The organism is Rhizobium sp. 2YAF20 (genome assembly GCF_052114685.1).
Lineage (GTDB): Bacteria > Pseudomonadota > Alphaproteobacteria > Rhizobiales > Rhizobiaceae > Rhizobium.
This window is the reverse complement of sequence record NZ_JBFRFF010000009.1, coordinates 148022-174134: the sequence shown is the minus strand read 5'-3', so window position 1 is coordinate 174134 and position 26113 is coordinate 148022. Positions and strand designations below refer to the sequence as shown.

General features: G+C 61.0%; 20 protein-coding genes and 2 pseudogenes. 7 read left to right on the top strand and 15 right to left on the bottom strand.

Translation table 11 applies throughout. From position 1 onward, the window contains the following. The first annotated feature begins 151 nt into the window (after nucleotides 1-151). From AB4Z52_RS14545 to AB4Z52_RS14515, 7 genes and pseudogenes are all read left to right on the top strand, one after another. Complete coding sequence (locus AB4Z52_RS14545) at nucleotides 152-1441, top strand: Hsp70 family protein (protein ID WP_442218624.1); 1290 nt, start codon at nucleotides 152-154, stop codon at nucleotides 1439-1441. Between the two features lie 64 nt (nucleotides 1442-1505). Continuing rightward, a complete protein-coding gene (locus AB4Z52_RS14540) occupies nucleotides 1506-2387 on the top strand; it encodes a uracil-DNA glycosylase (protein ID WP_442218623.1) in 882 nt (293 codons plus the stop codon). A 150-nt stretch (nucleotides 2388-2537) separates the two neighbouring features. Further along, complete coding sequence (locus AB4Z52_RS14535) at nucleotides 2538-2729, top strand: hypothetical protein (protein WP_442218640.1); 192 nt, start codon at nucleotides 2538-2540, stop codon at nucleotides 2727-2729. Between the two features lie 25 nt (nucleotides 2730-2754). After that, nucleotides 2755-2907 carry a hypothetical protein gene (locus tag AB4Z52_RS14530; protein ID WP_442218622.1) on the top strand — a complete coding sequence of 51 codons (153 nt, stop codon included), beginning with the start codon at nucleotides 2755-2757 and terminating at the stop codon, nucleotides 2905-2907. Nucleotides 2908-3118: 211 nt separating this feature from the next. Continuing rightward, nucleotides 3119-4354 carry an MFS transporter gene (locus tag AB4Z52_RS14525; protein ID WP_442218639.1) on the top strand — a complete coding sequence of 412 codons (1236 nt, stop codon included), beginning with the start codon at nucleotides 3119-3121 and terminating at the stop codon, nucleotides 4352-4354. 225 nt (nucleotides 4355-4579) lie between these two features. Continuing rightward, a complete protein-coding gene (gene pepN, locus AB4Z52_RS14520) occupies nucleotides 4580-7228 on the top strand; it encodes an aminopeptidase N (RefSeq protein WP_442218621.1) in 2649 nt (882 codons plus the stop codon). Between the two features lie 229 nt (nucleotides 7229-7457). Then, a pseudogene (locus AB4Z52_RS14515) lies at nucleotides 7458-9764 on the top strand (PAS domain-containing sensor histidine kinase); the annotation flags it as partial. A gap of 24 nt (nucleotides 9765-9788) precedes the next feature. Here the strand turns inward: AB4Z52_RS14515 and AB4Z52_RS14510 are convergent. The 15 genes and pseudogenes from AB4Z52_RS14510 to AB4Z52_RS14440 form a co-directional block, all read right to left on the bottom strand. Continuing rightward, nucleotides 9789-12743, bottom strand: coding sequence for a bifunctional [glutamine synthetase] adenylyltransferase/[glutamine synthetase]-adenylyl-L-tyrosine phosphorylase (locus AB4Z52_RS14510; protein WP_442218620.1), 2955 nt, complete (start codon nucleotides 12741-12743; stop codon nucleotides 9789-9791). A gap of 113 nt (nucleotides 12744-12856) precedes the next feature. Further along, nucleotides 12857-14266: a sensor histidine kinase gene (locus AB4Z52_RS14505; protein ID WP_442218619.1), complete on the bottom strand. Its 1410-nt coding sequence runs from the start codon at nucleotides 14264-14266 to the stop codon at nucleotides 12857-12859. After that, the gene (locus tag AB4Z52_RS14500; protein WP_442218618.1) at nucleotides 14263-15021 is read right to left on the bottom strand and encodes a response regulator transcription factor; all 759 of its coding nucleotides are present in this window, start codon (nucleotides 15019-15021) and stop codon (nucleotides 14263-14265) included. The genes AB4Z52_RS14505 and AB4Z52_RS14500 overlap by 4 nt, the downstream gene beginning before the upstream one ends. A gap of 83 nt (nucleotides 15022-15104) precedes the next feature. Then, a complete protein-coding gene (locus tag AB4Z52_RS14495) occupies nucleotides 15105-16658 on the bottom strand; it encodes a Do family serine endopeptidase (protein ID WP_442218617.1) in 1554 nt (517 codons plus the stop codon). Nucleotides 16659-16829: 171 nt separating this feature from the next. Further along, the gene (locus AB4Z52_RS14490; protein ID WP_442218616.1) at nucleotides 16830-17303 is read right to left on the bottom strand and encodes a cytochrome c-type biogenesis protein; all 474 of its coding nucleotides are present in this window, start codon (nucleotides 17301-17303) and stop codon (nucleotides 16830-16832) included. 137 nt (nucleotides 17304-17440) lie between these two features. After that, complete coding sequence (locus AB4Z52_RS14485; protein WP_442218615.1) at nucleotides 17441-19432, bottom strand: heme lyase CcmF/NrfE family subunit; 1992 nt, start codon at nucleotides 19430-19432, stop codon at nucleotides 17441-17443. Continuing rightward, nucleotides 19429-19878, bottom strand: a complete 450-nt coding sequence (ccmE, locus tag AB4Z52_RS14480) for a cytochrome c maturation protein CcmE (protein ID WP_442218614.1) — start codon at nucleotides 19876-19878, stop codon at nucleotides 19429-19431. The genes AB4Z52_RS14485 and ccmE overlap by 4 nt, the downstream gene beginning before the upstream one ends. Then, entirely contained in the window at nucleotides 19875-21017 is a 1143-nt protein-coding gene (ccmI, locus tag AB4Z52_RS14475; protein WP_442218613.1) for a c-type cytochrome biogenesis protein CcmI, read from the bottom strand. Before ccmI ends, ccmE begins: the two co-directional genes overlap by 4 nt. Before the next feature lie 122 nt (nucleotides 21018-21139). After that, entirely contained in the window at nucleotides 21140-21577 is a 438-nt protein-coding gene (locus AB4Z52_RS14470) for a hypothetical protein (protein ID WP_442218612.1), read from the bottom strand. Nucleotides 21578-21679: 102 nt separating this feature from the next. Further along, complete coding sequence (locus AB4Z52_RS14465; RefSeq protein ID WP_442218611.1) at nucleotides 21680-23077, bottom strand: ATP-binding protein; 1398 nt, start codon at nucleotides 23075-23077, stop codon at nucleotides 21680-21682. Next, nucleotides 23067-23738: a response regulator transcription factor gene (locus tag AB4Z52_RS14460; RefSeq protein WP_442218610.1), complete on the bottom strand. Its 672-nt coding sequence runs from the start codon at nucleotides 23736-23738 to the stop codon at nucleotides 23067-23069. Before AB4Z52_RS14460 ends, AB4Z52_RS14465 begins: the two co-directional genes overlap by 11 nt. A 47-nt stretch (nucleotides 23739-23785) precedes the next feature. Next, a complete protein-coding gene (locus tag AB4Z52_RS14455) occupies nucleotides 23786-24034 on the bottom strand; it encodes a hypothetical protein (RefSeq protein ID WP_442218609.1) in 249 nt (82 codons plus the stop codon). Between the two features lie 156 nt (nucleotides 24035-24190). Further along, nucleotides 24191-24419, bottom strand: a pseudogene (locus AB4Z52_RS14450) (phage major capsid protein); the annotation flags it as partial. Between the two features lie 618 nt (nucleotides 24420-25037). Continuing rightward, entirely contained in the window at nucleotides 25038-25355 is a 318-nt protein-coding gene (locus tag AB4Z52_RS14445) for a Dabb family protein (protein WP_442218608.1), read from the bottom strand. A 243-nt stretch (nucleotides 25356-25598) separates the two neighbouring features. Continuing rightward, nucleotides 25599-26093: a hypothetical protein gene (locus AB4Z52_RS14440; RefSeq protein ID WP_442218607.1), complete on the bottom strand. Its 495-nt coding sequence runs from the start codon at nucleotides 26091-26093 to the stop codon at nucleotides 25599-25601. Nucleotides 26094-26113 lie beyond the last annotated feature (20 nt).

The window sequence follows — 26113 nt, the reverse complement described above, 5'->3', positions numbered from 1 at the left end:
CCTCGGGCGCCCGTACTTCGTTTCCAGCGCCGTTCCCTTGCACTCGCACCTTAGCTATGCCATGACGCGCCCTCCTAAATAGGAAGGTGAGTTCCGCCTTTCCCGGGACCCGTCCCATTCCACATATCTCTAGGCAACAAGGAGTGCGAGCATGGCTCAGGCGCTGGGTTTCGACTTCGGCACGACGAACACCGTCCTGGCGCTGACCGATGGTCCGGCGACACGGTCCGTGAGCTTCACGAGCTCGACCGGCAACGCCGACAGCATGCGCACCGCACTCTCGTTCATGAAGGACCCGATGCTCGGGGCTTCAGTGCTGAAGGTCGAAGCAGGGCATGCCGCGATTCGCCAGTTCATCGACAATCCAGGCGACTGCCGCTTTCTGCAATCCATCAAGTCCTTCGCCGCTAGCGCCCTCTTTCAGGGGACGCTCGTCTTTGCCAAACGGCAGACCTTCGAGGACCTGATGGAAGTGTTCGTGCGGCGACTGCGCGCCTATGCCGGCGATGCCTGGCCCGCCGACGTCGGGCGGATCGTCACCGGCCGACCGGTGCACTTCGCCGGTGCCAATCCGGATCCTGCCCTTGCCACCGCCCGCTATAATGAAGCGCTTTCACGCCTCGGCTTCCCCGAGATCCACTATGTCTACGAGCCAGTGGCCGCTGCCTTCTATTTCGCGCAGAACCTCAAATCCGACGCCACCGTTCTGGTGGCGGACTTTGGTGGCGGCACGACGGACTACTCCCTTGTCCGCTTCGAGACCCATGCCGGCAAGCTGACGGCAACGCCGATCGGCCATTCGGGCGTGGGCGTCGCCGGCGATCACTTCGACTATCGCATGATCGACAACATTGTTTCGCCGCAGATCGGCAAGGGCAGTCATTTCAAGAGCTTCGACAAGGTGCTTGAAGTGCCGACGTCCTACTACGCCAATTTCGGCCGCTGGAACCAGCTGTCGATCTTCAAGACGTCGCGCGAATTTGCCGAGCTTAGAAAGCTGGTGCGCACCAGCCTCGAGCCAGAGAAGCTCGAGACCTTCATCGATCTTGTCGATCACGACGAAGGCTATCCGCTTTATCAGGCCATATCCGCCACCAAGATGGCACTGTCTGCGCAGGAGGAGGCCGAGTTCAGCTTCGCCCCGCTCGGGCCGGGCGGACGCAAGACGATCCACCGTCGCGATTTCGAGCGGTGGATCGCGGACGACCTGGCGCGGATAGAAGGAGCCCTGGACGAGGTTCTCGAAAGGACCAACACGGACGCGGGCACCATCGACAAGGTGTTCCTGACCGGCGGCACGTCTTTCGTTCCGGCCGTACGGCGTATCTTCACCGAGCGCTTCGACCAAGATCGCATCGAGACCGGCGGCGAATTGCTGTCGATCGCCCATGGGCTTGCGCTGATCGGCGAGCGTGACGACATCGCGCAGTGGACAGCTTGACGCGCCACCAGATTGCAGCCTTAGAGCCCTTCCCCGGCCGGATGCCATTCGATAGAGTTCGGGAATGATTTCCGTCAACGACCTCACGCCGGCCGAGCTTGCCGCCCTCTTGCATTTTCATGCAGACGCGGGCGTCGAATGGCTGCTGGAGGAAGGGGCCGTCGATCGGTTCGCCGAATTCGAGGCAATGAAGGCAGCGCGTCAAAGCGCGCGAGCGGCACTGCCGGCTGGTTCCAGCGCAGCGCCGCCCGCACAGGCGCCGCCTCAAGCTTCACGGCCATCGCCTGCCGCATCTGCACCCCCTGCCCCGCCTTCGTCTAGAACTGCACCCGCGATCCCGGACGAGCAAGCCGTCGAACAGGCGCGGTTTGCCGCGGAGAGTGCACGCTCGCTTAGTGAACTTAGATCCGCGCTGGAAGGCTTTAACGGCTGCAATCTGAAGAACAGCGCCAAGTCGACGATCTTTGCCAGCGGCAGCGCGGAAAGCGGCATCATGGTGATAGGCCCAATGCCGAGCGCCGACGACGATCGGGAGAGCTTGGCCTTTGCCGGCCGAAACGGGCAGCTGCTGGACCGTATGCTTGCCGCAATCAGCCTCAGGCGGGAGCAGATCCTGCTCACCAATGTCATTCCGTGGCGACCACCCGGCAATCGCACGCCGTCCGGTCCCGAGATGGACATCTGCCGGCCCTTCATCGAACGGCAGATTGCCCTTGCTGAGCCGAGAGCCGTGTTGCTACTTGGCAATTTCACTGCGCGCTTTTTCTTCGGCGGCAGCGAGACCATCCATGCGATGCGCGGGCAGTGGCGTGAGATCGGGGTTGGCGGAAGAGCCATTCCGGCAATCGCCAGCCTCCACCCGCAGGACTTGCTGACAGCGCCGATCAACAAGCGTTTGGCATGGGCAGATCTTCTGGCTTTCGAAGAGCGCCTCCGCCAGAATTGACGATTATTTTATAAGCAACATTAAAGAAATATGAAGAGAGCCATGCTTCTTACGCATAGCAGCGTCACGGTATGGGTCATTGTAGAATCGATGCTGCACTGCAATATAGAGGATGTGTCTTGGGAGGAACCAATTTTAGGAACCAAGACGATGACTGCACGCTACCGTCCTATCCATTGTGGGTTTGAAACCCTCCGCCACGCCAGCGAAATGGTACGCACCACTCAGGGCTACCGCGGGCATGGTTCCGCCGCCAACGAGCAGATGATTGCCCGCGGCACCGGCGTGACCGCTCGCGTCGCCCGGCCGGCAGCTATTTTCGCTGATTTCCGCGAGTGCTGATCAGCCTGGCATCTGGAGTAGCGTTTTGTCCTTGAGCTTGCGTCCCTTTTTCGCCCTGCTGGAATCCGCTTGCCACATCGGCGCTGCCGTGCGCGCGGCCGAGGAATTCGAGCGCGCCCGCGCTCAATGTGAAAGCGATGCCGCCACAGCCGCGTCGACATCAGCCATTCCGCTTTAACTGCCGGATAGGCGGGACAGCCTCGCTCCGCCTCTGGCTTTGCTTCAAAAGAACTTTTTAGCGATTGGCACCCGGCATGTTCAGTGCCTCGGGTAAAGCCGTTCAGCTGACAGTCACTGCGCCAGCTTCTGTCGCGATTGATCGCGCGCATTTCGTCAGATAGAGGAAGATGCACGCCGACGTCCTCAATCCATCGACCGGAATCTCCGCTATGCTGGCCAGCCTCGTTTCGATCGCCAGTCTGATGTTGTCAACGCTGTTGATGATGGTCGGCTATGGCCTGATGAACTTCGTCGTCCCAATCCGTTCGGTCGCCGAGGGCTGGTCGACCTTCACCATCTCCTTCATTGCCACGGGCTACACCTTCGGCTTCACAATATCCTGCATCGTCACGCCACGTTTCGTGAAGCGAGTTGGCCATGTGCGCGTGTTCGGCGCGCTGATCTCGCTGCTCAGCGTCGGCATTCTCCTCTGTGCGCTGATGGTCGACTGGCGCGCCTGGGTCGTTTTCCGCTTCATCAGCGGCTTCGGCATTGCCGGCAGCTATCTGATCATTGAAAGCTGGCTGAACGAGCGTGTCAACAATGCCAACCGCGCGACCATATTCTCGGTCTACATGATCACCTGCCTCGTAGGCTCGATCGGCGGGCAATATCTGGTGCCGCTCAGCGATCCCAAGAGTACCTATCTCTTTATCCTTTGCGGCATCATCTTTGCGCTTGCCATGTTGCCGACGGCACTTTCGACGGCAAAGTCGCCAACGCCGATCGCCCAGGCAAAATTCGACCTGCCGAAGCTCTACCGCCTGTCACCGATCGCCTTCATCGGCTCGCTGCTCTCCGGTGCCCTGTCGGGAACCTGGAACAGCCTCGGCGGCGTCTATACGCAGAATGTCGGCATGGATACTGCGGAGGGCGCAACATTGCTTGCATGCGTCCTTGCCGGCGGCGCGATATCGCAAATGCCGATCGGGCGGATTTCCGATATGATCGACCGCCGCATCATGATGATCATCTGCGGCGTGATCGGCGTCGTTGCCTGCGCCGTCATGACCCTTTTCGACGCACGCTCGATCGTCGCCTTGTATGTCGCGGGCTTCTTCGTCGGCACCGTGCTTTACCCGATCTATGCGATCAACGTTGCCCATGCCAATGATCGCGCTGCACCTGATGAATATGTGACGATATCGAGCGGCATCATGATCCTTTACGGATTGGGCACAGTCTCCGGCCCGCTGGTCGGCGGGGCGCTGATGCAGTTTGCCGGCCCCTCGGGCCTACTGTGGTTCATGACCCTTACCTTCGCATTCTACGCCGGCTATGCCGGCTGGCGGATGGCAAGGCGCAAGGTCGGCGAAGGGCGCATCGAGAAATCGGATTTCCAGGCGATACCGATCCCAGTTCGCGGCACCGATCCAAGCGTCCGGGCGATGACACCGGTTGACTGATGATCTGCAAGAAGGACATATAACTCCGATTTAATTGCCCCGCCTTTCCTAACTGAGCATGCAGCGATACATCCGTGCTTATTTCAAACTGCAGCTCAGCGAAGGTTTGTGTTTTATTTTTACTTCAGAATTTAATGTAATTATGTTGAAGCAATAGCCAATCTCGGGAAACCCCTCCCCGAAAGGTGCAAGGGCACCGCCGATAACGCCTGATCAGGAAGAACCATGCGCACAGACACCGGCCAGATCGTCTATCTGGCAGACTATCGCCCCACCGACTTCGTTCTGGAACGCGTGGACCTGACCTTCGAGCTGGACCCGACCGAGACCAAGGTCGAGGCGCGGTTGATCTTCCATCGCCGCGAAGGCACCGATTCCAAGGCTCCAATTGTCCTTGACGGCGATGAATTGAGCCTCACGGGACTGCTTCTCGATCAGGCCGAGCTGCCAGCTGAGCGCTATAACGCCACGCCGGAGAGCCTGACGGTGCATGGCTTGCCGGAGACGGCGCCGTTCGAGCTGACGATCACCACCGTCGTCAATCCGGAAGCCAATACGAAGCTGATGGGGCTTTACCGCACCGGCGGCATCTACTGCACCCAGTGCGAGGCCGAGGGCTTCCGCCGCATCACCTATTTCCCCGATCGGCCCGATGTGCTTGCGCCCTATACGGTCAACATCATCGCCGACAAGGCCGCCAACCCACTATTGCTGTCGAACGGAAACTTCCTCGGTGGTGCGGGCTATGGCGAAGGCAAGCATTTTGCGGCGTGGTTCGATCCGCACCCAAAACCGAGCTATCTGTTTGCGCTCGTCGCCGGCGATCTTGGCGTCGTCGAAGACACATTCACGACCGCGTCCGAGCGTGAAGTCGCGCTGAAGATCTACGTCGAGCACGGCAAGGAGGCCCGCGCGGCCTATGCCATGGACGCGCTGAAGCGCTCGATGAAGTGGGACGAAGAGACCTTCGGCCGCGAATATGATCTCGATATTTTCATGATCGTCGCCGTCTCCGATTTCAACATGGGGGCGATGGAGAACAAGGGTCTCAATGTCTTCAACGACAAATATGTGCTGGCCGACCCTGAGACGGCCACCGATGCCGACTACGCCAATATCGAAGCGATCATCGCGCACGAGTATTTTCATAACTGGACCGGCAACCGCATCACCTGCCGCGACTGGTTTCAGCTTTGCCTCAAGGAAGGGTTGACCGTCTTCCGCGACCACGAGTTTTCCGCCGATCAGCGTTCGCGTCCGGTCAAGCGCATCGCCGAAGTGCGCCATCTGAAATCGGAGCAATTTCCCGAGGACAACGGGCCTCTCGCCCATCCTGTCCGCCCGACGAAATACCGCGAGATCAACAACTTCTATACGACGACGGTCTACGAAAAGGGCAGCGAAGTCACCCGCATGATTGCGACGTTGCTCGGCCGGGACCTGTTCAAGAAGGGAATGGACCTCTATTTCGAACGCCACGATGGCGATGCAGCGACTGTCGAGGACTTCGTCGCCTGCTTTGCCGAGGTCAGCCGCCGCGATCTCACCCAGTTTTCGCTGTGGTATCATCAGGCGGGCACGCCGCTGGTTACTGCATCATGCACATACGATGCCACTGCCGGCACCTTCGCCCTGTCACTGGAGCAGATGGTTCCGGCCACGCCCGGTCAATCCGTCAAGGAGCCGATGCATATCCCGCTGCGCCTTGGGCTCATTGCCGAAAATGGCGCGCAGATCACGCCGAGCGCGGTTACTGGCGCAGAGTACACCGATGACGTTCTGCATCTGACGGAACGGACCCAGACAGCCGTATTTCAGGGGATTTCATCCCGGCCGGTCCTTTCGCTCAACCGCAGCTTCTCGGCGCCGATCAATCTGCATTTCGACCAGAGCACGGCCGATCTTGCGCTGATCGCGCGGCATGAAAAAGATCACTTCGCACGCTGGCAGGCGCTGACCGACCTCGGGCTTCCAAACCTTTTAAAGGCAGCGCGCGATGCGGGCCTTCGCAAGCCCATCACCAGCGACGCGGCATATATCGACGCTTTGCTGGCTGCTGCTGCGGACGAGAGCCTGGAGCCCGCCTTCCGTGCGCTGGTACTTGCCCTGCCGAGCGAGGCCGACATTGCCCGCGAACTTGGCAGCAACAACGATCCTGACGCGATCCACGCCGGACGCCAGGCTATTCTGGCGCAGATTGCCGAGGCCGGAAAGGACATCTTCGCCGCTCTTTACGACAGCATGAGCACGCCCGGCCCCTTCAAGCCGGATGCGGCAAGTGCCGGACGCCGGGCATTGCGCAATGCTGCCCTTTCCTTCCTGTCGCAGTCCGACAATGCGCCGGCCCGCGCCAAGGCCGCCTTCGATGTTGCCAACAACATGACTGACCTTAGCTACGCGCTGACAGTGCTTGCCCATCGTTTCCCGGCAACTCCGGAGGCCGGCGACGCCTTGGCGGCCTTCAAGTGCCGCTACGACAGCAACGCGCTTGTCGTCGATAAGTGGCTTGCAATCCAGGCGACTATTCCAGGCGGCGAGACGCTGGAGCGAGTCAAGGGCCTGATGGAAGATCCGCTGTTCAAGCGGACCAATCCCAACCGCGTAAGGGCACTGGTCGGCAGCTTCGCATTCGGCAACCCGACTGGTTTCAACCGCGCCGACGGTGCCGGCTACCGCTTCCTCGCAGAGGAAATTCTCGACATCGACAGCCGCAATCCGCAGCTTGCAGCCCGTATATTGACGTCGATGCGCTCATGGCGGTCACTCGAACCGGTAAGGGCGGACCATGCGCACGCCGCCCTGATGCAGATCGAACGCTCCGGCGAGCTGTCGACCGATGTCAGAGATATTGTCGACCGCATCCTCAAGGAGTGATTTTCCGGTTGCATCAGCGATGATCGAAGCGGGTGATTTGCACCCGCTTTTTTCTTTGGCGCAGAAAAACATCGCCGGGCTTCGCTTTGGCCAAGTGCAAAAACGCTGCGATCGCAAATAGTTAAGAAAGTTTTACCGCGCCCTCTGGACAAGGCGAATCACCAGTGATTCACTAGGACAGGTTCGAGCGAGCGGGCAGCGAATCACACGAGGGATCAAGGCGGTAGAGATGGTGGACGTGCGGCGGGCAACCGCGGCCGATGGTCGGCTGCGTGTCAATTTCGACGGTCTGAAATCATGGCAGAGTGGCCTGGCCGGACGCGCAGGCATTCGTGCCGAGACCATGATGCGGCGCTTTCCGCAGGCAGAAAACATCCTCAAGCGGGCGATTCCCGTTCTGATCCTCGCCTTTCTCGCCGTCGTCGCCGCATCGCATTTTTTCGGGATGATGATGGAGCATTCGCGGATGGAAGCGGCCTCGCGCCATTCCGTCTCACTCTCGGCAGCTGCCGCTTCCGCGGCTTTTTCCGGTGCCGGCAATGGGTTCGACACGGGCGGCCGCTCTGCCGCTGAAAGCCGGCTTGCAACCTATCTGCCGCAGGACCGGCTCGATGCCGGCGGTTTCGTGCTTCTGGTCAGGGCGAGCGGCCAGGTATTCGGCGCGTCTGCGGCTGGAACGTCCTATGTCGGGCTTGCTGTTTCAGATTTCTTTCCCGAGGTTTCCACCATCCGTCGCTTCGGCGACCGCGCAGGCGTCATCGAGACGACAATCGCCGGCGAGCCCTATTACGCGGCAATTGCGCTTGTCGGAGACAAGGGCGACTTCATCCTTTCGGCATCGTCGCTCAACCAGCTCGACGACCTCTGGCGCCAGGAGCTGACGCTCAACGTTACGCTGTTTGCCGGCATTTCTTCGATCCTCCTTGTCATCCTCTACGCCTATTACATGCAGGTGAAGCGAGCACGCGACGCAGACGAGATCTTCCTTGAATCGAACCTCAGGGTCGAGACGGCGCTTTCGCGCGGCCGCTGCGGATTGTGGGATTTCGACTTTTCCAGCCGTGAGTTCTTCTGGTCGCGGTCGATGTACGACATGCTGGGCCTGCCCGCCTCCGAGAAGACGCTTTCCTTCGGCGACGCGGCGCGGTTGATGCATCCTGACGACAACAGCCTCTACGCCCTGGCGCGATCCGTCGCCAAGGGCAATGCCGGCCAGGTCGACCAGATCCTGCGCATCCGCCATGCCAAGGGACACTATGTCTGGATGCGTGCCCGCGCCCAGGTGATCCGGACCAATTCCGGCAGCCTCCACATGATCGGCATTGCCATGGACGTGACGGAGCAGCACCGGTTGGCGCAGCGTTATGCGGAGGCCGACCAGCGCCTTGCGGATGCGATCGAATGCACGTCCGAGGCTTTCGTGCTCTGGGACAAGAACGACCGGCTGGTTATGTGCAACGCCCATTATCAGCAGGCCTACGGGCTTCCGGACGGCGTGCTGATGCCCGGAACCGAGCGGCTGATGGTCCTTGCTGCAGCGGCGCGGCCGGTGATCGAACGGAGGATTGCCGATTCCGATCGCTCCGGCTATTCGCAGACGACCGAAGTACAGCTTGCCGACGAACGCTGGCTGCAGATCAACGAGCGGCGCACTCGCGACGGCGGCATGGTTTCGGTCGGCACCGACATCACTCTTTTAAAGCGCAATCAGGAGCGACTGCGCGACTCCGAGCGCCGACTGATGGCGACGATCAACGATCTCTCCGCCTCACGCCAGATCCTTGAACGACAGAAGGCGGAGCTGTCGACGGCAAACAAGAACTATCTGGCCGAGAAGGAAAGAGCCGAGGCTGCCAACAAGGCAAAGTCCGAATTTCTCGCCAACATGTCGCACGAGCTGCGCACCCCGCTCAACGCCATCCTCGGCTTCTCGGAAATCCTGCAGAACCAGATGTTCGGGCCGCTCGGCTCGGGACGATACGACGAATATGCCAAGGACATCCATGACAGCGGCAAGCACCTGTTGAACGTCATCAACGACATCCTCGACATGTCGAAGATCGAGGCCGGTCACATCAAGCTCTATTGCGAGAGCATCGACCTCGTACCGCTGATCGAAGAGTGCCTGCGCTTCACATCCATCCCGGCAGCAAGCAAGAACATCCTCGTCGAGCAGCGCATCTGCTCCGGCATGAGCCTTACGGCGGATCGACGCGCGATGAAGCAGATCCTGCTCAACCTTCTCTCCAATGCGGTAAAATTCACCGATGATGGCGGCCGGATCGCCGTGCGCACCCGCGAGGTTTCAGGCGGCGTCGTGCTGACGATTGCCGATACCGGCATCGGAATCCCCAAAGCCGCACTTGGCAAGATCGGGCAGCCATTCGAGCAGGTGCAGAGCCAATATGCCAAGAGCAAAGGCGGCTCCGGCCTTGGGCTGGCAATCTCCAGGTCTTTGACGATCCTCCATCACGGCCGGATGAAGATACGCTCAAGGGTGGGCATGGGCACCGTCATTTCGATCCACATCCCCGATCAAGGCAAGAAAGTCGTCGAGATATCAACGGGCCGCAACCGTCTCGAATATGCGGCGCACAGCTTTGGATAGACGGCGAAGCTCCGCCTCCAGACTGCGAATATCAGGGCAATCCCCTGCCCGGCAGACGAGTTCGATGAGGCCGGCCGGTGCCTCGCGAGGATCGAACAGGCCGTCGATACAAAGGCGGATGAGCTGCGATAGCTCAGTGTAGAGCGAAAGCGCCGCAAGGCAGGTCTCCAGGTCGTTTCGGTCCATCAACCTGGCGCCCAGCGCCTTCAGCGCCTCACCGGTGCTCCGGCCCCGCGTGTCCACTTCGACATCGTTTGCCGGCGCGATCAGGCGAAGATGCTGGGCGATGAATTCGATGTCGATCAATCCGCCGGGGACGAGTTTCAGGTCCCAGATCGTTTCCGGTGGCTTCCCTTCCTCGATAAGCGTGCGCATCTCCACAACGTCCGTTGCAATTTTCGCGGCGTCGTATTTCGTCGACAGCACCTCGCCGATGATCCGCTCGGCGTCATGGATGAGGCCGACGTCGCCGCAAAGCAGACGCGCGCGACTGAGCGCCATATGCTCCCAGGTCCAGGCTTCCTCCCGCTGATATTTCGCAAAGGCGTTTATTCGCGTGGCAACCGGGCCCTTGTTGCCGGACGGGCGCAGGCGCATGTCGACTTCGTAGAGCACGCCTTCGGCTGTCGGCGCGGAGAGTGCGGCGATCAGCCGTTGGGTGATGCGCGTGAAATAGCGGGTGGCGTCGAGCGGCTTTGGACCGGAGGACTCGCCGGCATCGTCATCGTAGTCATAGAGCAGGATGATATCGATGTCGGAACCTGCCGTGAGCTCGAAACTGCCAAGCTTGCCCATGCCCATCACAGCAACGCGGCCGCCGGGGTAGTCGCCGTGCGCAAGCCTGATCTCCTTCATCACGGCCGCGAAAGCCGCTTCGACGACAAGATCGGCCAGATGGGTGAAGGCGCGCGCGGCCATCGCCCCGCTGATCGTGCCGGTCAAAAGGCGAATGCCGATGAGGAAACGCTGTTCGGAGGCGAAAATCCGCAGCCGGTCGAGGACTTCCTCATAGTGCCGCGCCGAGATCAGGAAGCTGCCGATCCGCTCCGCAAGATATTCTCGCGTCGGCAGCTCCGCCATCAGCCCCGGGTCCAGCATTCCGTCGAAAACATGGGGCTTGGCGGCAATGATGTCCGCCAGCCGCGGTGCCGCGGACATGATGTTGACGATGAGGGAAAGAAGAGCGGGATTGTTGCCGAGAAGCGAGAAAAGCTGAATGCCGGCCGGCAGGCCAGAAAGGAAATTGTCGAAGCGCAGCAAGGCCTCGTCGGCTCTCTTGTTTGCGCCGAACACCTGAAGCAGTTCGGGCGTGAGCTCCGTCAGTCGTTCGCGCGCCTCGACGGACCGTGTGGCCCGATAACGGCCGTAGTGCCAGGTCCGGATGACCCGGGAAATATCTGACGGGCGTTCGAAGCCCAGCTTGCTCAAGGTCTCCAGCGTTTCCGGATCATCGTTCTGGCCGGTGAAAACCAAGTTTCCCGCTTCGCTCGACAGCTTTGCTTCCTGCTCGAAGAGCCTTGCATAACGCCGCTCGACGGTTTTCAGAATTGCTACCAGGGCCTCGGCAAAGCTTTGGGTATCGCTGAAGCCCATCATGAAGGCGATGCGCTTCAACTCCGTATCGGTTTCAGGCAGCAGGTGCGTCTGCTCGTCGCGAACCATCTGGATCCTGTGCTCGACATTGCGAAGAAACCAGTAGGCTTCCGTCAGTTCCTGCCGTGTATCCTCATCGATCCATCTGGCCTTGGTCAGTTCCTCAAGGGTTGCCTCGGTCGCACGCGAGCGCAAGGCGGGCATACGGCCTCCGGCGATCAGTTGCTGGGTCTGCACGAAGAACTCGATCTCGCGGATGCCGCCGCGACCAAGCTTGACGTTGTGGCCCTTCACCGCGATCGCGCCGTGTCCCTTGTGGACGTGGATCTGGCGCTTGATCGAATGGATGTCTGCAATGGCGGCATAATCGAGGTATTTGCGGAAGACGAAGGGGACCAGGTCCTGGACAAAGGCTGCACCCGCCTCCCTGTCGCCGCCGACCGGGCGAGCTTTGATGAATGCGGCCCGTTCCCAGTTCTGGCCCCGGCCCTCATAGTAGATCATCGCTGCGTCGACGGGCATGGCCAGTGGCGTCGCGCCGGGGTCGGGCCGCAGGCGCAGATCGGTGCGAAACACATAACCGTCTGCGGTGCGCTCCTGCAGGATACGGACCAGCCGGCGCATCAATCGCGGGAAAATGTCGATCGCGTCGTCCGGATCGGGAACGATGCCGGCCATCTCGTCGAAGAAGATGACAAGGTCGATATCCGAGGAGTAGTTCAGCTCCTCGGCGCCGAGCTTGCCCATGCCAAGGACGATCAGGCCGGAACCTTCGCTTGGACGCGCACGATCTTTCAGGGCAATTTTCCCTGCCTCGTGAGCGGAAAGCAGCAGGTGATCGATGGCAGCGGAAATCGCTGCCTCGGCAAGGGCGCTCAACCAGCGGGTCGTGGCGCGGCCATCGAAAACCCGCGCCAGATCGGCGAGCGCGATCAGGAAGGACGCCTTTCGCTTGACGATGCGCAGACGGCCCATGACCTCGGATTCGGAAAGCTGCCCCTCGCCCGGCAGCGGCGCCCATGCCCCGCGCGCCGTGCGGACAAGCTGCTCGATCTGCGGCTCAAGCGGCTCTTCGACGGCAGTGGCAAGCAGGCCCTGGTCGAGATTGGCGATCTCGCGCAGATAGGGCGACAGCGTCAGGGCACTGACGACAAAGTCGCGAAGAGGCGTTTCACCTTCGAGCAGCGCTGCGATTGCCGGCTGCGTTTTGCCGATGTCCTTCAGGTCCACTAGTACGGACTTTGCTTCCGTCTGATTGAAGGGACGCAGCATCCCTTTGGGAACCGAGTGAAGACGATGATCGGATGTCGGCATGCGGCTCTCCGGCCTGATGAAGCCTGGCTTCGCGCTCGCGGGGAATCGCGATGCGCTGGATAACCTAGAGCGGGGCGCCGACAGCGCCAATAGGCGTCTGCAACGAAGAGGCGTCAGACCTTTTTGGCCGGGAAGACGATGCTGGCCGTCAACCCCCGTGCATCAACACTTTCGGGATCGGTATCTGAAAGCTCCAGTCGTCCGCCATGCAGCTCCATCACCGCCTCGACCAGCGAGAGGCCGAGGCCGGTGCCTGGCTTGGAGCGGCTCGCGTCCAGGCGAAAGAAGCGTTTCACCACATCCTCGCGCTTCTGCTCCGGAACGCCGGCTCCGTGATCGGCAACGCAGAGATGAACGCCATCGGGCCGCTGCAAGAGCCTCAATGTCACTTCCGGCTTGCCACAGCCGCCGGGGGCGTATTTGACGGCATTGTCGATAAGATTAAAAATCGCCTGACCGATCAATTCGCGATTGCCCTGCATCTCGATTCCGGGTTCGATATCGGTCTTCAGCGTCAGGCCGGCTTCCTCGGCTACGGGCTCATAGAGTTCGGCCGTGTCTGCCACGATCGCCGATAGGTCCACCGACGTCATCTCGGCGGCGACAGAACCGGCCTCGACGCGCGAAATCATCAAAAGCGCATTGAAAGTGCGGATCAGTTGATCGGACTCGCCGATGATGCCTTCAAGCGCTACCCGGCGGCCTTCGCCGTCGGCGCTGCCGAGCGCGTCGGCTGCCTTGTTGCGAAGTCGGGTCAGCGGCGTTTTTAAGTCGTGGGCGATGTTGTCGGACACCTGCCGCAGGCCTTCGTTCAATTTTTCGATGCGTTCGAGCATGGTGTTCAGCGAGTCGGACATGCGGTCGAACTCGTCGCCGGAGCCGCCGGAAGGCAGGCGCTGCGACAGGTCGCCAGCCATGATCTTGCGGCTGGCATCGGTCATTTTGTCGATGCGTTTCAGCGCGTTACGGCCGATTGCAAACCATATGACCAGCGCGCCGACACCCATGATTGCGAGCGCCAGCATCAGCGCCTGTCGGACGAGCACCCGGAACCGCTCCGGCTCCCCGAGGTCTCGGCCAATCAGAATGCGCAGGCCATTGTCGAGGGTGAAGATATTGGCGATCGCCAGATGCTGCTTCTCGGCAACTGTGTCGGCATAACGCTCATAGAGAAAGGGAAGCTCCGTCCAGCCTTGCTCGTCAAACACGCCGGGCTGCACCGACGCGACATTGCCGGCAAGGATATCGCCCGATTGACCGGCGATGATATAGAGATTGGCACCCGGCTGCCGGGCGCGACGCTCCATTGTGCGCAACAGCAGGTTCAGCCCGCCGTTCTCATAGGCGCGCTTGACCTGGTTGACTTCCTGCTGGACGGCGTCGCGGATCTGCCCGGTCAGAAGCCGTTCCGACATTGCCGTGACATAGAAGACCAGCGTCGCGGCACAGAGTGCGAAAAGGAGGATGTAAAGGGCAGAAAGGCGAACCGCAGTGGACTTAAAGAGGACGCGGAAGCGACTCATCCCTCGTCCTTGATCATATAGCCTGCTCCCCGGATCGTTTTCAGAAGCGGCATGTTGAAGTCCTTCTCGATCTTCGAGCGCAGCCGCGAGACGTGAACGTCAATGACGTTGGTCTGCGGATCGAAGTGATAATCCCAGACATTCTCGAGTAGCATCGTCCGGGTCACGACCTGGCCGGCATTCTTCATCAGATATTCGAGCAGGCGAAATTCGCGCGGCTGCAAGATGATCTCCTTGCCGGCGCGACGCACCTCATGCGACAGGCGATCCAGTTCCAGGTCGCCGACGCGATAGAGCACGTCCTGGTCCGGGGTACCCTTGCGGCGACCAAGCACTTCGACACGGGCAAGCAGCTCGCTGAAGGCATAGGGCTTTGGCAGGTAGTCGTCCCCGCCGGCGCGCAGGCCGGTCACCCGATCGTCCACCTGACCGAGGGCGGAGAGGATTAAGACGGGCGTGTGCACGCTCTTGCGACGCAGTTCGCCGATGACCGACAGTCCGTCGCGGCGCGGCAGCATGCGGTCGATGACGATTACGTCGTAGCTGTTTTCGGTCCCCATGAAGAGGCCGCTTTCGCCATCACTTGCGTGATCGGCAACGATGCCCGCTTCCCGGAACGCCTTCGTCAGATAGGCGGCGGCCTCGAGGTCGTCTTCAATGATCAAAATCTTCATGTGGACGATAATACTCGCCGGTCGCGTCTCTGCACAACCGGAATCGGGCACTTCGGAGGTATCTTGGCTGGCAGGGGTCATGTTTTCACCCATCATCGATCAAGAAGCGAAAAAGCCGTGCAAGCGGTCGGCCTGCACGGCTCCGTTTGTCATTGGATCGCAGATCAGCCCTGGGTCAGCGGGAGGGCAACGAAGCGGCTGCCGCTGTCGGACTGGATCTGGAAGAGCGCCTTGGTGCGCCCGTCCTTCTTGGCCTGGTTGATCACCTTGGCGATATCCTGTGCGTTGGCGACTTCCTGGTTGTTGACGGAGGTGATCTTCTCACCCTCCTTCACGCCCTTGTCGGCCGCGTCGGAGTCCGGATCGACAGCGGTAATTGCGACCCCCTTGCCGTCATCGGAGGGACCGACCGTCAAGCCGAGGTCGGTCAACGCTTTTTCAGTGGCCGGCTTTGGCGGCGCTGCCTGCTCGGGGGTGGTGTTGTCGTTCGATGCCTGCTTCTGTTCTGCCGGCAGCGTGCCGAGATCGACGGTCACCGAGGTCGGCTTGCCGTCGCGCCATAGCGAGACTTCAACCTTCTTGCCCGGCGCCATTGCGCCAATGCGGCGGGCCAGATCGCGCGGATCTTTCACGGTTTCGCCATTGACCGCGGTCACGACGTCGCCGTTCTTGATGCCGGCCTTCTGGCCAGGCGAACCTTCCTGCGGAGACACGACCAGTGCGCCGCTTGCCTCGGACAGGCCAAGCGAATCGGCGATGTCCTTGGAAACAGGCTGGATCTGGACGCCGAGCCAACCGCGGGAGACAGAGCCATCCTTGATGAGATCTGCAACGACGTCCTTGGCCGTGGTGGACGGGATGGCGAAGGCAATGCCGACGCTGCCGCCCGACGGCGAGAAGATTGCGGTGTTGATACCGACCACTTCACCGCTGAGGTTGAAGGTCGGGCCGCCGGAGTTGCCGCGGTTCACGGCTGCGTCGACCTGGAGATAGTCGTCGTAGGGGCCGGAGCCGATGTCGCGGCCGCGGGCGGAGATGATGCCGGCAGTGACTGTGCCGCCGAGGCCGAAGGGATTGCCGACAGCAACCACCCAGTCACCGACACGAACCTTTTCGTCGTCGGCCCACTTCACGTAGGTGAACTTGCGCTTGTCGTCGACCTTGAGGACGGCGAGATCGGTGCGCGGATCCTTGCCGATGAGCTTGGCACTGAGTTCCGTGCCATCGGTGAGGACGACGACGAATGCGGCGCCGTCGGAAACGACGTGATTGTTGGTGACGAGATAGCCGTCTTCGGAGATGAAGAAACCGGAGCCCTGGGCGACGGGGCGCAGACGACCCTTGCCATCCGGGGTGGCCTTTTGATGATCCTGCGGACCATGGCCGTTCTGGTCCTGCCCGAACTGGCGGAAGAACTTCTTCAGCGGATGGTCGTCGGGAAGCTCGTCGAAGCCGCGGCCGAGGCCGAAGCTCTCGTCATCGTCGGCGACCGGATTGACACGCGATTCGACGCGGACTGAGACAACGGCGGGCGAGACGGCATCGACGACATTGGCGAAGCTCGGAACCTGCGGCGCCTGAACGGTCACAGCGTCCGCATATGACCGGGAAATTTCGAACGGAACGCCCGTTGCAAGCACGGCGACCGCAAGGCCCGCTGCGGCGGATGCCTTCAAAGCGGTGCTGCGGGACAGACGTTCCTTGATAGTCCTGAACATGGTCTTACCTTCTCTTTTTCTTTTCCGACTTACGATGCCGGGAGGGCGATGATCGGTCGATGGATAAAGATATAGGGTTTCAGAAGTTACAGCGAACTGTCCAGCCAATGAAAAATTGGTAATGTTGTAAAATGTTTCCAGAGGGGAGCAAAACCGGAGAACGGCCGTGCGTCATTGCTCGAGGATTTCGTTGAGCCGCGTTTCCTCTTCAGCAGTTAGCCGCGTCCCCGTCGGCCTGCCGCTGCGCCGCCTGGCGTAGATAAAGAGGGCAACGCCGCCGATTGCAATAAACGCCACCGGGGCACCCCAGAGCAGCCATGTCTTCTCACTGAAACGCGGCTTCAGAAGTACGAACTCGCCATAACGCGAAACGATATAGTCGAGCACCTGTCGATCGCTGTCACCGTCCACCAGACGCTTTCGCACCAGCAAACGGAGATCGCGGGCAAGGTCCGCATTCGAATCGTCGATCGACTGATTCTGGCAGACCATGCAGCGCAGTTCCGTCGAAATCGCCCGTGCCCGCATCTCCAGCGCCGGGTCCTGCAGGACCTCATCGGGATTGACGGCGTTTGCCGCGAACGGGGCCAGAAGCAGGACGAGAAAGAAGGATAGCTTGAGAAGGAAAGAGTGCGCCGACCTCACCTTCTCCCCTCGGGGAGAAGGTGGCCCAAAGGGCCGGATGCGGCAGGCGGCTGGGGCAGAATCCGGTCGAGAGCCCCCCTCGTGCGCCCTACGGGCACCTTCTCCCCGAGGGGAGAAGGAAAACCGTGGCGCGCCCCTCATTCCGCCGGCTCCATGACCGCAGGAGCTGCGGCTTTGGCGCGCCGGCTGGGTGCACCGACCCGCAGGCGGCGGTCGCTCAGGGAGACCATTCCACCGAGCGCCATGATGATAGCGCCGCCCCAGATGCAGACGATGTAGGGTTTCCACCAGATGCGCACCACCATGCTACCGTCAGTGCCTGCGTCGCCAAGGGACACGTAGAGCTGGCTCAGACCGAAGGTAAGAATGCCGGCTTCGGTCGTTGCCGATTTGCGGGCGGTGAAGAGCCGCTTTGCGGAGGAGACCTCGGCGACCGCAACGCCGCCACGGCTGACCGTGAAATGGCCGCGGTCCTCGGTGAAATTGGGTCCGATGCCGGGCTTCGTGCCGTCGAAACGCAATATGTAGCCGCCAAGCTCCGCCGTTGCGCCCGGCTTCAACTGGGTGATGTTTTCCGTCTGGAATGTCGAGACGGCGATAATGCCGAGGACGGTCACGCCGAGGCCCGCATGGGCAAGCGCCGTTCCGAAGGCCGAACGCGGCAGCCCGGCAAGCCGGCGCCAGGCTACGTCGCCCGCGACCTTGCCGACGCCGGCGCGAAACCACAGATCGGTCAGCGCTCCGAATATCAGGAACAGCCCGGCGGCAAGGCCGAGGATAGCCATGACGGGGCCGCCGTGCTGCATGTAGAACCAGACGACGGCAGCCGCGAAGGCAAGGCCGGCCGCTACATAGAGCCTTTGCAGCACGCCAAGCAGATCGCCGCGCTTCCAGGACAGCAGGGGGCCGAAAGGCACTGCCACCAGCAGTGGGATCATCAACAGGCCGAAGGTCAGGTTGAAGAACGGCGGACCGACGGAAATCTTGTCGTCGGTCAGCGTTTCCAGCGCCAATGGATATAGCGTGCCCGTGAGCACGGTGCCGCAGGCGACGGTCAGGATGAGGTTGTTGAGGACCAGCGCACCTTCGCGCGAAATCGGAGCGAACAGGCCGCCGGAGGTGAGCCTTGGGGCGCGAAAGGCAAAGAGCGACAGCGCGCCGCCGATGAAGATCAGCAATATGCACAGGATGAACACGCCGCGTGTCGGGTCGCTGGCAAAGGCGTGGACGGAGGTCAGGACGCCCGAGCGCACCAGGAAGGTGCCGAGCAACGACAGCGAAAAGGTCAGGATCGCCAAAAGGACAGTCCAGATCTTCAGCGCGTCGCGTTTTTCCATCACCAGCGCCGAGTGAAGAAGCGCCGTGCCCGCAAGCCAGGGCATGAAAGACGCATTTTCAACCGGATCCCAGAACCACCAGCCGCCCCAACCGAGCTCATAATAGGCCCAGTAGGATCCCATGGCGATGCCTGCTGTCAGGCATGTCCAGGCAGCAAGCGTCCAGGGGCGTACCCAGCGAGCCCAGGCTGCGTCGATGCGGCCTTCAATCAGCGCGGCGACGGCGAAGGAAAAGCATACGGAAAAGCCGACATAGCCGAGATAGAGAAGCGGCGGATGGATGGCGAGGCCGATATCCTGCAGCACCGGGTTGAGGTCCTTGCCCTCTGCCGGTGCCGGGCTCAGGCGCGTGAAGGGGTTCGAGGTCAGAAGGATGAAGACCAGGAAGGCAACCGAGATCCAGGCTTGAACGGACAGCACATTGGAGCGCAGCGTGTCGGGGAGATTGCGGCCGAACAAGGCAACCAGCGCGCTGAACAGCGTCAGAATCAGCAGCCAGAGCATCATCGATCCCTCGTGATTGCCCCAGACGCCGGAGATCTTGAACACCAGTGGCACCAGCGAGTGCGAATTCTCCCAGACATTGGCGACCGTGAAATCGGAAACGACATGCGCGTAGGTGAGGACGGCGAAGGAGAAGGCGACGAGGGCAAACATCACAAGCGAGCCGGGCTGGGCCAGGTCCATCATCGACTGATCGAGACGGCGGGCACCAAGCGCCGGGATGATCGAGACGATGATCGCGGTCGCCAGCGCCAGAACCAGTGCATAATGTCCAAGCTCGATAATCATTGCCCTGCTTCCTGGCCTTTCCAGACGCCGTCCTTTTTCAAACGGTCGGCCACTTCCTTCGGCATGTAGCGTTCATCATGCTTGGCAAGCACCGTATCGGCAATGAAAACATCGTCACCCGGCTCGAACCTGCCCTCGGTGACGACGCCTTGCCCCTCGCGAAAAAGATCGGGCAGGATGCCGGTATATCTAACCTTTATCGCACCGGTGCCATCGGTGACGGCAAATTGGACGGTCGTCCCTTCGCCGCGAACGACCGTTCCCTCGCCGACCAACCCGCCAAGACGAATCAACGTGCCCGGTCCGACAGGGTTCTTGGCAAGATCGCCCGGCATGTAGAAATAGGCCACCGACTGGCTGAAGGCGAACAGCACGAGCAGGACCGCTGCTATGATAAAGGTCATGCCGCCGCCGATGACGGCAAGACGTTTCTGCTTGCGCGTCATGGCTGCTTTTCCTCCACGGGAAGACCCAGTTCGCGGGCCAAGGCCACAAGCTGTTGCCCCTGTTCGCCGGCTATGGGAAAGACGGCAAGGCCTCGCTTCAGCGCATCCACTGCCCGATCCCTGTCGTTCAGCACCGCGTAGGAGCGAACGAGGCGAACCCATCCCTCGAAATTATCGGGATTTTCCTTGAGCTTGGCGTCGAGGCTTTCAACCATGCCGCGGATCATCTGCTGGCGGTCGCCGGTACTCATCGTTTCGGCCGAGGCGACGTCATCTGAGGTCGGACCGCCGGGCGCATTCGGATTGGCCGCCATCTCATGTGCGCCGCCGTTCTGGGCGATATGCTCGTTGACCAGCGGGAGCCAAGGCGCGTCGCGGGGCGATTCCCTTGCAAGCGCTGCAAAGGCATCCCTTGCCTCGCTAGCCTTGCCATCTTGCTCGAATGCCAAGGCGAGATAGAATTTCGCACGCGGGTTGTTCGGGTCCAGCTTGACGGATTGTTGAAGCACTTCACGAGCCTCGGCCGTGACCAAGCCTCCGGATACCGCCATCAGCACTTCCGCAAGGCTGCCGAGCCGCTCCGGCGTCGGGCCGAGCAGGCGGATGGCATTGCGATAGGCCGTTTCCGAATCCGCAACCCGCATCATCTTGAAATAGATCGGCGCAAGCACTTCCCAGCCTTTGCCATCGTCGGGATTTTCCGCCAGATGACGTTCAGCCTTAACGACGAGGATCGCCATGTCGTTGCCGGGGTTTGCAAGCCGGGCTTCGAGCGGCTCGGAGGGAAGGCCAGGACTGCCGGTCTGCAGATAAAGACAGAGCCCGATGACGGGCAACACGATGATGATGAAGGCCTGTGCCCATCGGTAGCTCCTGGGGCGGGAGGCTTGTAATTCACGTGGCGCGCTGGAAGATACGGCCAGCAGGCGACGGCCGATTTCAGCGCGTGCATAGTCGGCCTGCTCGGCCGAAATCAGCCCACCGGCCAAATCGCGATCGAGTTCACGGAGCTGATCGCGGTAGACAGCAGTCTCACCGGCACGGCTGCCCTCAGCCGCCTGCGCACCGCGCAGAAGCGGATGGAGCAGAATGGCGCCGACGCCCGCCGTCAGAACGGCCACGATTATCCAGAACAGCATGGAAAGCCCAATACTTTAACGGGGCTCCTATTCCAACCGCGAAAGCTGAAATGACGAATATTTGAGGCGTTTCGCCGCAATTATTCGAGGCGCTACGCCCCTATTTCGTCCACAGCCGCCTCTCAGCTCAACGGCGTCCAGGTCCCGTCGTCGTTGCGGCAGGCAGCGCCGCGCGCTTTCTTCTCCTCGCCGTCGACGGTCACCGTGTGGGTATATTGACGGCAATTCTGGGAGCCGACCTGATAGGGCGCTGCCGCCACCACCTGGCCGCTGATGCCGCGGCCGCTCCAAACCACCGGCTGGCCGCCTGGCGCTGCTTCCAAGGCCCGGTATTCCGCCTCGAGCGCGCGCTGCAAGTCGCTGTCGCTGATCTTGACGCCTGTCCGGCTGACAATGCCGCCCTCGAGCGCCTTGATGTAGGTCGCGGACGAATTTGTCTTGATCGGCGAGAGGGCCGCCAGCGCGCCTGCAGCGCCGCTGCCATGGGTTGCAGCGCAAGCGGAAAGGAGAATGGCGGACAATAGGGATGGGACGATCAGACGTGCGATGCGAAGATTCATTCAGCCGAACCAGAATTTACAGACCAACACGCGATTGCCGCCTTGCTGCTCATGGAGGTCATCCCCATGGCGCACCTTGTCTTTTTGGCATCAAGCCATTCCTCACGCAACATCCTTTGTCACCCCTGGTAGAATTAGGCTTGCACGAAGTCCACCCCAGGCGCCGCGCGACAGCTCCAGTCGCCCCTGATATTCATTGGTGATCTCGCTGACAATCGAAAGGCCGAGGCCGGTGCCGGGCTTGCTTTCGTCTAGTCTGCGGCCGCGCTTCATCGCCTCGCGGATCTGGTCTGGTTCGAGACCCGGACCATCGTCCTCGACGATGAGTTCGACCCAGAGACGGCGCGCAGGATCGATACCCTTGAGTTCGGCCGGCGCTTCGCTCGCCGCTATGCGTATCTTGTGGTCAGCAAATCGGGCGGCGTTTTCCAGAAGGTTGCCGACCGTCTCCTCGAGGTCCTGCTGCTCCATGGCGAGCGCCAGATTGGGCGTCACCGACAGCTCGAATTCCTTGTCGGCATTCAGCCGGCGCATGACGCGCACCAGCCGCTCCAGCGCCGGCTCCGCCTCGGTGCGGGCGAGAACGGATTCGCGCTGAGCGGCGATCCGGGCGCGATTCAGATAGGACTGGACCTGTCCCTGCATTGCTTCCGCCTGCAGCTTGACCAGATCGCCGTGCGAGCGGTCAAGCACGCGTGATTCGTTGAGGAGGACGGCGATGGGCGTTTTCAGGGAGTGGGCGAGATTTCCGACCTGCATGCGGGCACGCTCGACGATGCGGCGGTTGCTCTCGATCAGCGCATTGACCTCATTGGCAAGCGGCAAGATTTCGCGCGGGAAATCACCCTGAAGTCGCTCGCTCTCGCCGGCACGGATACGCTCCAGCGCCCCGCGCGCCTTGTCGAGTGGTCTGAGGCCATAAAGGATCGCCAGCGCATTGACGATCAGGCTGCCGACGCCGAAGCCTGCCAGCGCCAGGTAGAGGCTATGGGAAAACGTGCCGACATCGTCTTCGACGACCGCTACATTGCCGGTGACACGAAAACGCGCCGCCCGTCCATCGGTATCGAGCACGACTTCGGTTTCGGCCACCTGAACCCGGTTTCCAAAACTGTCGGTGACGATGTAATAGCGCTCGTAATTCTTGTCGAACGGGGCTTCGAGAACGGAAAGTACGGGAAGATTGGAGGCGCCGAGCGAGGGCGAGACCAGCGGAGCCGCCGTATAGGTTCCGAGTGGCTCGACCATCCAGTACCAGCCAGTCTTCGGCTGCGCGAAACGCAGGTCGCCGAGTTGCGGGCTGCCCGAAAGCACGCCCTGGTCGCCGATCGTCACCGAATTGACGACGTTGTAGAGCTGCGCCCGCAAAAGGTCCTGGAAGCCGCGCTCGGCGCTCTTGCTGTAAAGTGTCGATATGACGAGGCCGATCACCACTAGCGCCACTGTCGACCACAAAGTGGTAAGCAGGAGGACGCGAGCGGTGAGCGACTTAATTTGCATTGGTCGGCGCTTGCATGCGGTAGCCGAGACCGCGGACGGTCTCGATCAGATCGACGCCCATCTTTTTGCGCAAGCGGCCGACAAACACCTCGATCGTGTTGGAATCGCGGTCGAAATCCTGATCGTACATGTGCTCGACCAGCTCGGTTCGAGACACGACCTCGCCCTTGTGGTGCATAAGATAGGCAAGCAGGCGGTATTCGTGCGACGTCAGCTTCAGCGGTTTGCCATTGACCGAGGCCTTCGAGCTCTTGGTATCGACCCGCACCGGGCCGCAGGTGATTTCCGACGAGGAATGCCCGGCCGCGCGGCGGATCAGGGCGCGAATGCGCGCAAGCACCTCTTCGACATGGAACGGCTTGGCCACGTAGTCGTCGGCCCCGGCATCGATGCCGGCAACCTTGTCGCTCCAGCGGTCGCGGGCCGTGAGGATCAGGACGGGCATGCCCTTCCCGGCGGCGCGCCATTTCTCAAGAGCTGTGATGCCGTCCATTTCAGGCAGGCCGATATCGAGAATGATAGCGTCATAGGGCTCGGTGTCGCCGAGGAAGTGTCCTTCCTCTCCGTCAAACGCGACGTCCACAACATAGCCCGCCTCCTTCAAGGCGTCGGYGAGCTGCCGGTTCAGATTGACGTCGTCTTCAACTACGAGAATGCGCATGTTTCCGCCCAATTCCTAACCGATTCGCGATGGCCTGAACGAGCTTACTACATTGGCATCTTCACGGTCACCTTGCGGGGCCGCTCGCCGTTTCCCTGAACAAGGACGGTGATGACGCAGCTATCCCCTGACGGCTGCACGGAAAGAAGCTGCCCCCCCGTCTTAGCAACCACCTCGGCGGCAGCTTCGCTGCAGTCATTGTTCGCGCGCGCGACGAGCATCGGCTTCGTGCCTGGAAGCACAGCCGAACCCGCCACTGTGGCGATGACCGCTGCTACGCTCAAGAGTGATGCCATGCTCGATACTTCCACAAGGGATACCAACTTGAGTGAATAGTTATCAAAAGCCGCCTGAATGGCAAATGAATGGGCGGTAATTTTCTGCCCGTCCAGCGTGCGGCGGAATAGGAATCCACAAGGGCAGATACTTTAGCTGGGCTTTATCCCAGCCTTGAACGCGCTTGCTGTACCCGTTGCAACATAACCGAGATTGCCCGAGCTCCACGCGGTATCGGCGATCGCCGTGCAGGACAGGAAAGCCTCTCGGCTTGTTGACACCATCGCCGGAAGCCAAAGCCGCACTTTCCTGCTCAGCAAGGACGACGTCGACCTCGCTGGCGATCCAGGTTTCAATGTCGACAGCCGCGTCGTCGAGCAGGGCCTGGATCGCAGCCGGCATGGCCTAAAGCTCCACTGCCGAAGGTCAGCCCGCAGGCAAGACCGGTTGAAAAAGCGGTTCGCCGCCTCTCGCCGGCTCTTCGGCAACAAATGAATCATGAAACGGCAACACCTTCAGACGCGCCGGTCGCCCTGTCCGTCCACAGTCCGGCATCGCTGGAAAATGCAGCCATTCCTTAATCTCCCCTCGATATGATGGTCGCAGAAAGGCGCATCGACAGCCGCCTACAGCCCGTGCCGTAAGGCCGGTCACGATTTGCCTCACGCTACGTCAGGCAACGTGTTTTCTTTGTCTTTTGAATCGGTTGGCACTGGAACTTCGGAAGTTGAATCCGGATGTTCGCAAGTTGAGTCGGATACGGGATCAAGACAGTCGTACTGCGGCTTCAAGCTGCTGATATAAAACAAATTTAGTCATCGAGCAGCCACTCATCCAGCCCTCATGGTGAGGTGTATGCCGGAGCGAAGCGGAGACATGCCTCGAACCATGAGGGCCGGCCCCGAGTTTCGACGTGGAGACAAATGAAACGCCCCCGAGCAAACGCCCTCGTCCTTCGAGGCAATTCTGCGAATTGCACCTTAGGGATAGGGCCTCAACGTTCCGCCCCCCTGGCAGTCGCTCTTACACCTCACCCAAAGGCGTCTTGACCGCCTTGTCGGCATCGTAGTCGGCCGCGATCCGCATCTCGCGAAGCGGGCGGACACGCTCGATCGATATCTGATAGTTCGGATGCGCCTTATAGGCGGCCAGCGCCGCCTCGTCGTCGAATTCGCCGTAGACCACAAGATCCACATCCGTACCCAGTTGATCGGTCTTGACGTTGGTGCCGACCTCTACCAGGCGCGCATGCGGTATCTCCGTCAGGATCGACAGGCCCGCCCGCACCGCCTCGATATTGGCCCGGTCGGGAACGTTGAAAAACACGATATGACGGATCACGCGAAACACTCCTGGGGACTATCTCCTGCCCCAGCGGTTAGCATGCAGCGTGCGTGCATTCAATCATATCGTCGCGGGCGGCAGCGCTACACCGTGTAGCTGATTGCCGCATGGTTGGCCTTAGCGTTGGCGCCGATCAGGTCGCCGAGACTGCCCGGATTGATAATCGACCGGGCGCCGATCCAATCAGCGGTGGTCCTGCTGAAGCAATTGGCAAGCTTTTTCCCGTGAAGCCACCATTGATCATGCCATCGAACAGGATCCTGATTGCTGGCGCCAGCGCCATGTCCGGTTCTGCACACAGCCGAATTTCGTATTATTGGCTTCCCCGGTGATCTGCACCAGGCCGCGGCCGCGATAGTGCCAGCCATCGCCCGTCTTTTCATTGCCGTACCCAATCCAACTGGCATAGGCACGATTGGTAATTCTCTCCGGTTGGTTGGCATGGGCCCGAGCATCGGCGACACTAGAATATTTTGGGAAGGTCGCAAGCAACCCTTCGGCGCCGTAATTCAGGTTTTCGCAGATCGGCTGAAACCCGGCACCCGCCTCACGCTGGGCAGTCGCCAGCATATAGGCCAGCCAACGATCGTCCTCGGCAGCGTGGTTCCTTTCCCATTCATCCAGGACAGCCTCGTGGCCATCAATCTGCGAGTTGTCGAGCCCAAGTGGGTAGAGCGGCTGCTGGAGATGACCGAAAAAAACGTGCGATTGATCCTGCTCATGCAGCACCTCCATTCGGGCGTGAGGCGCCCAAA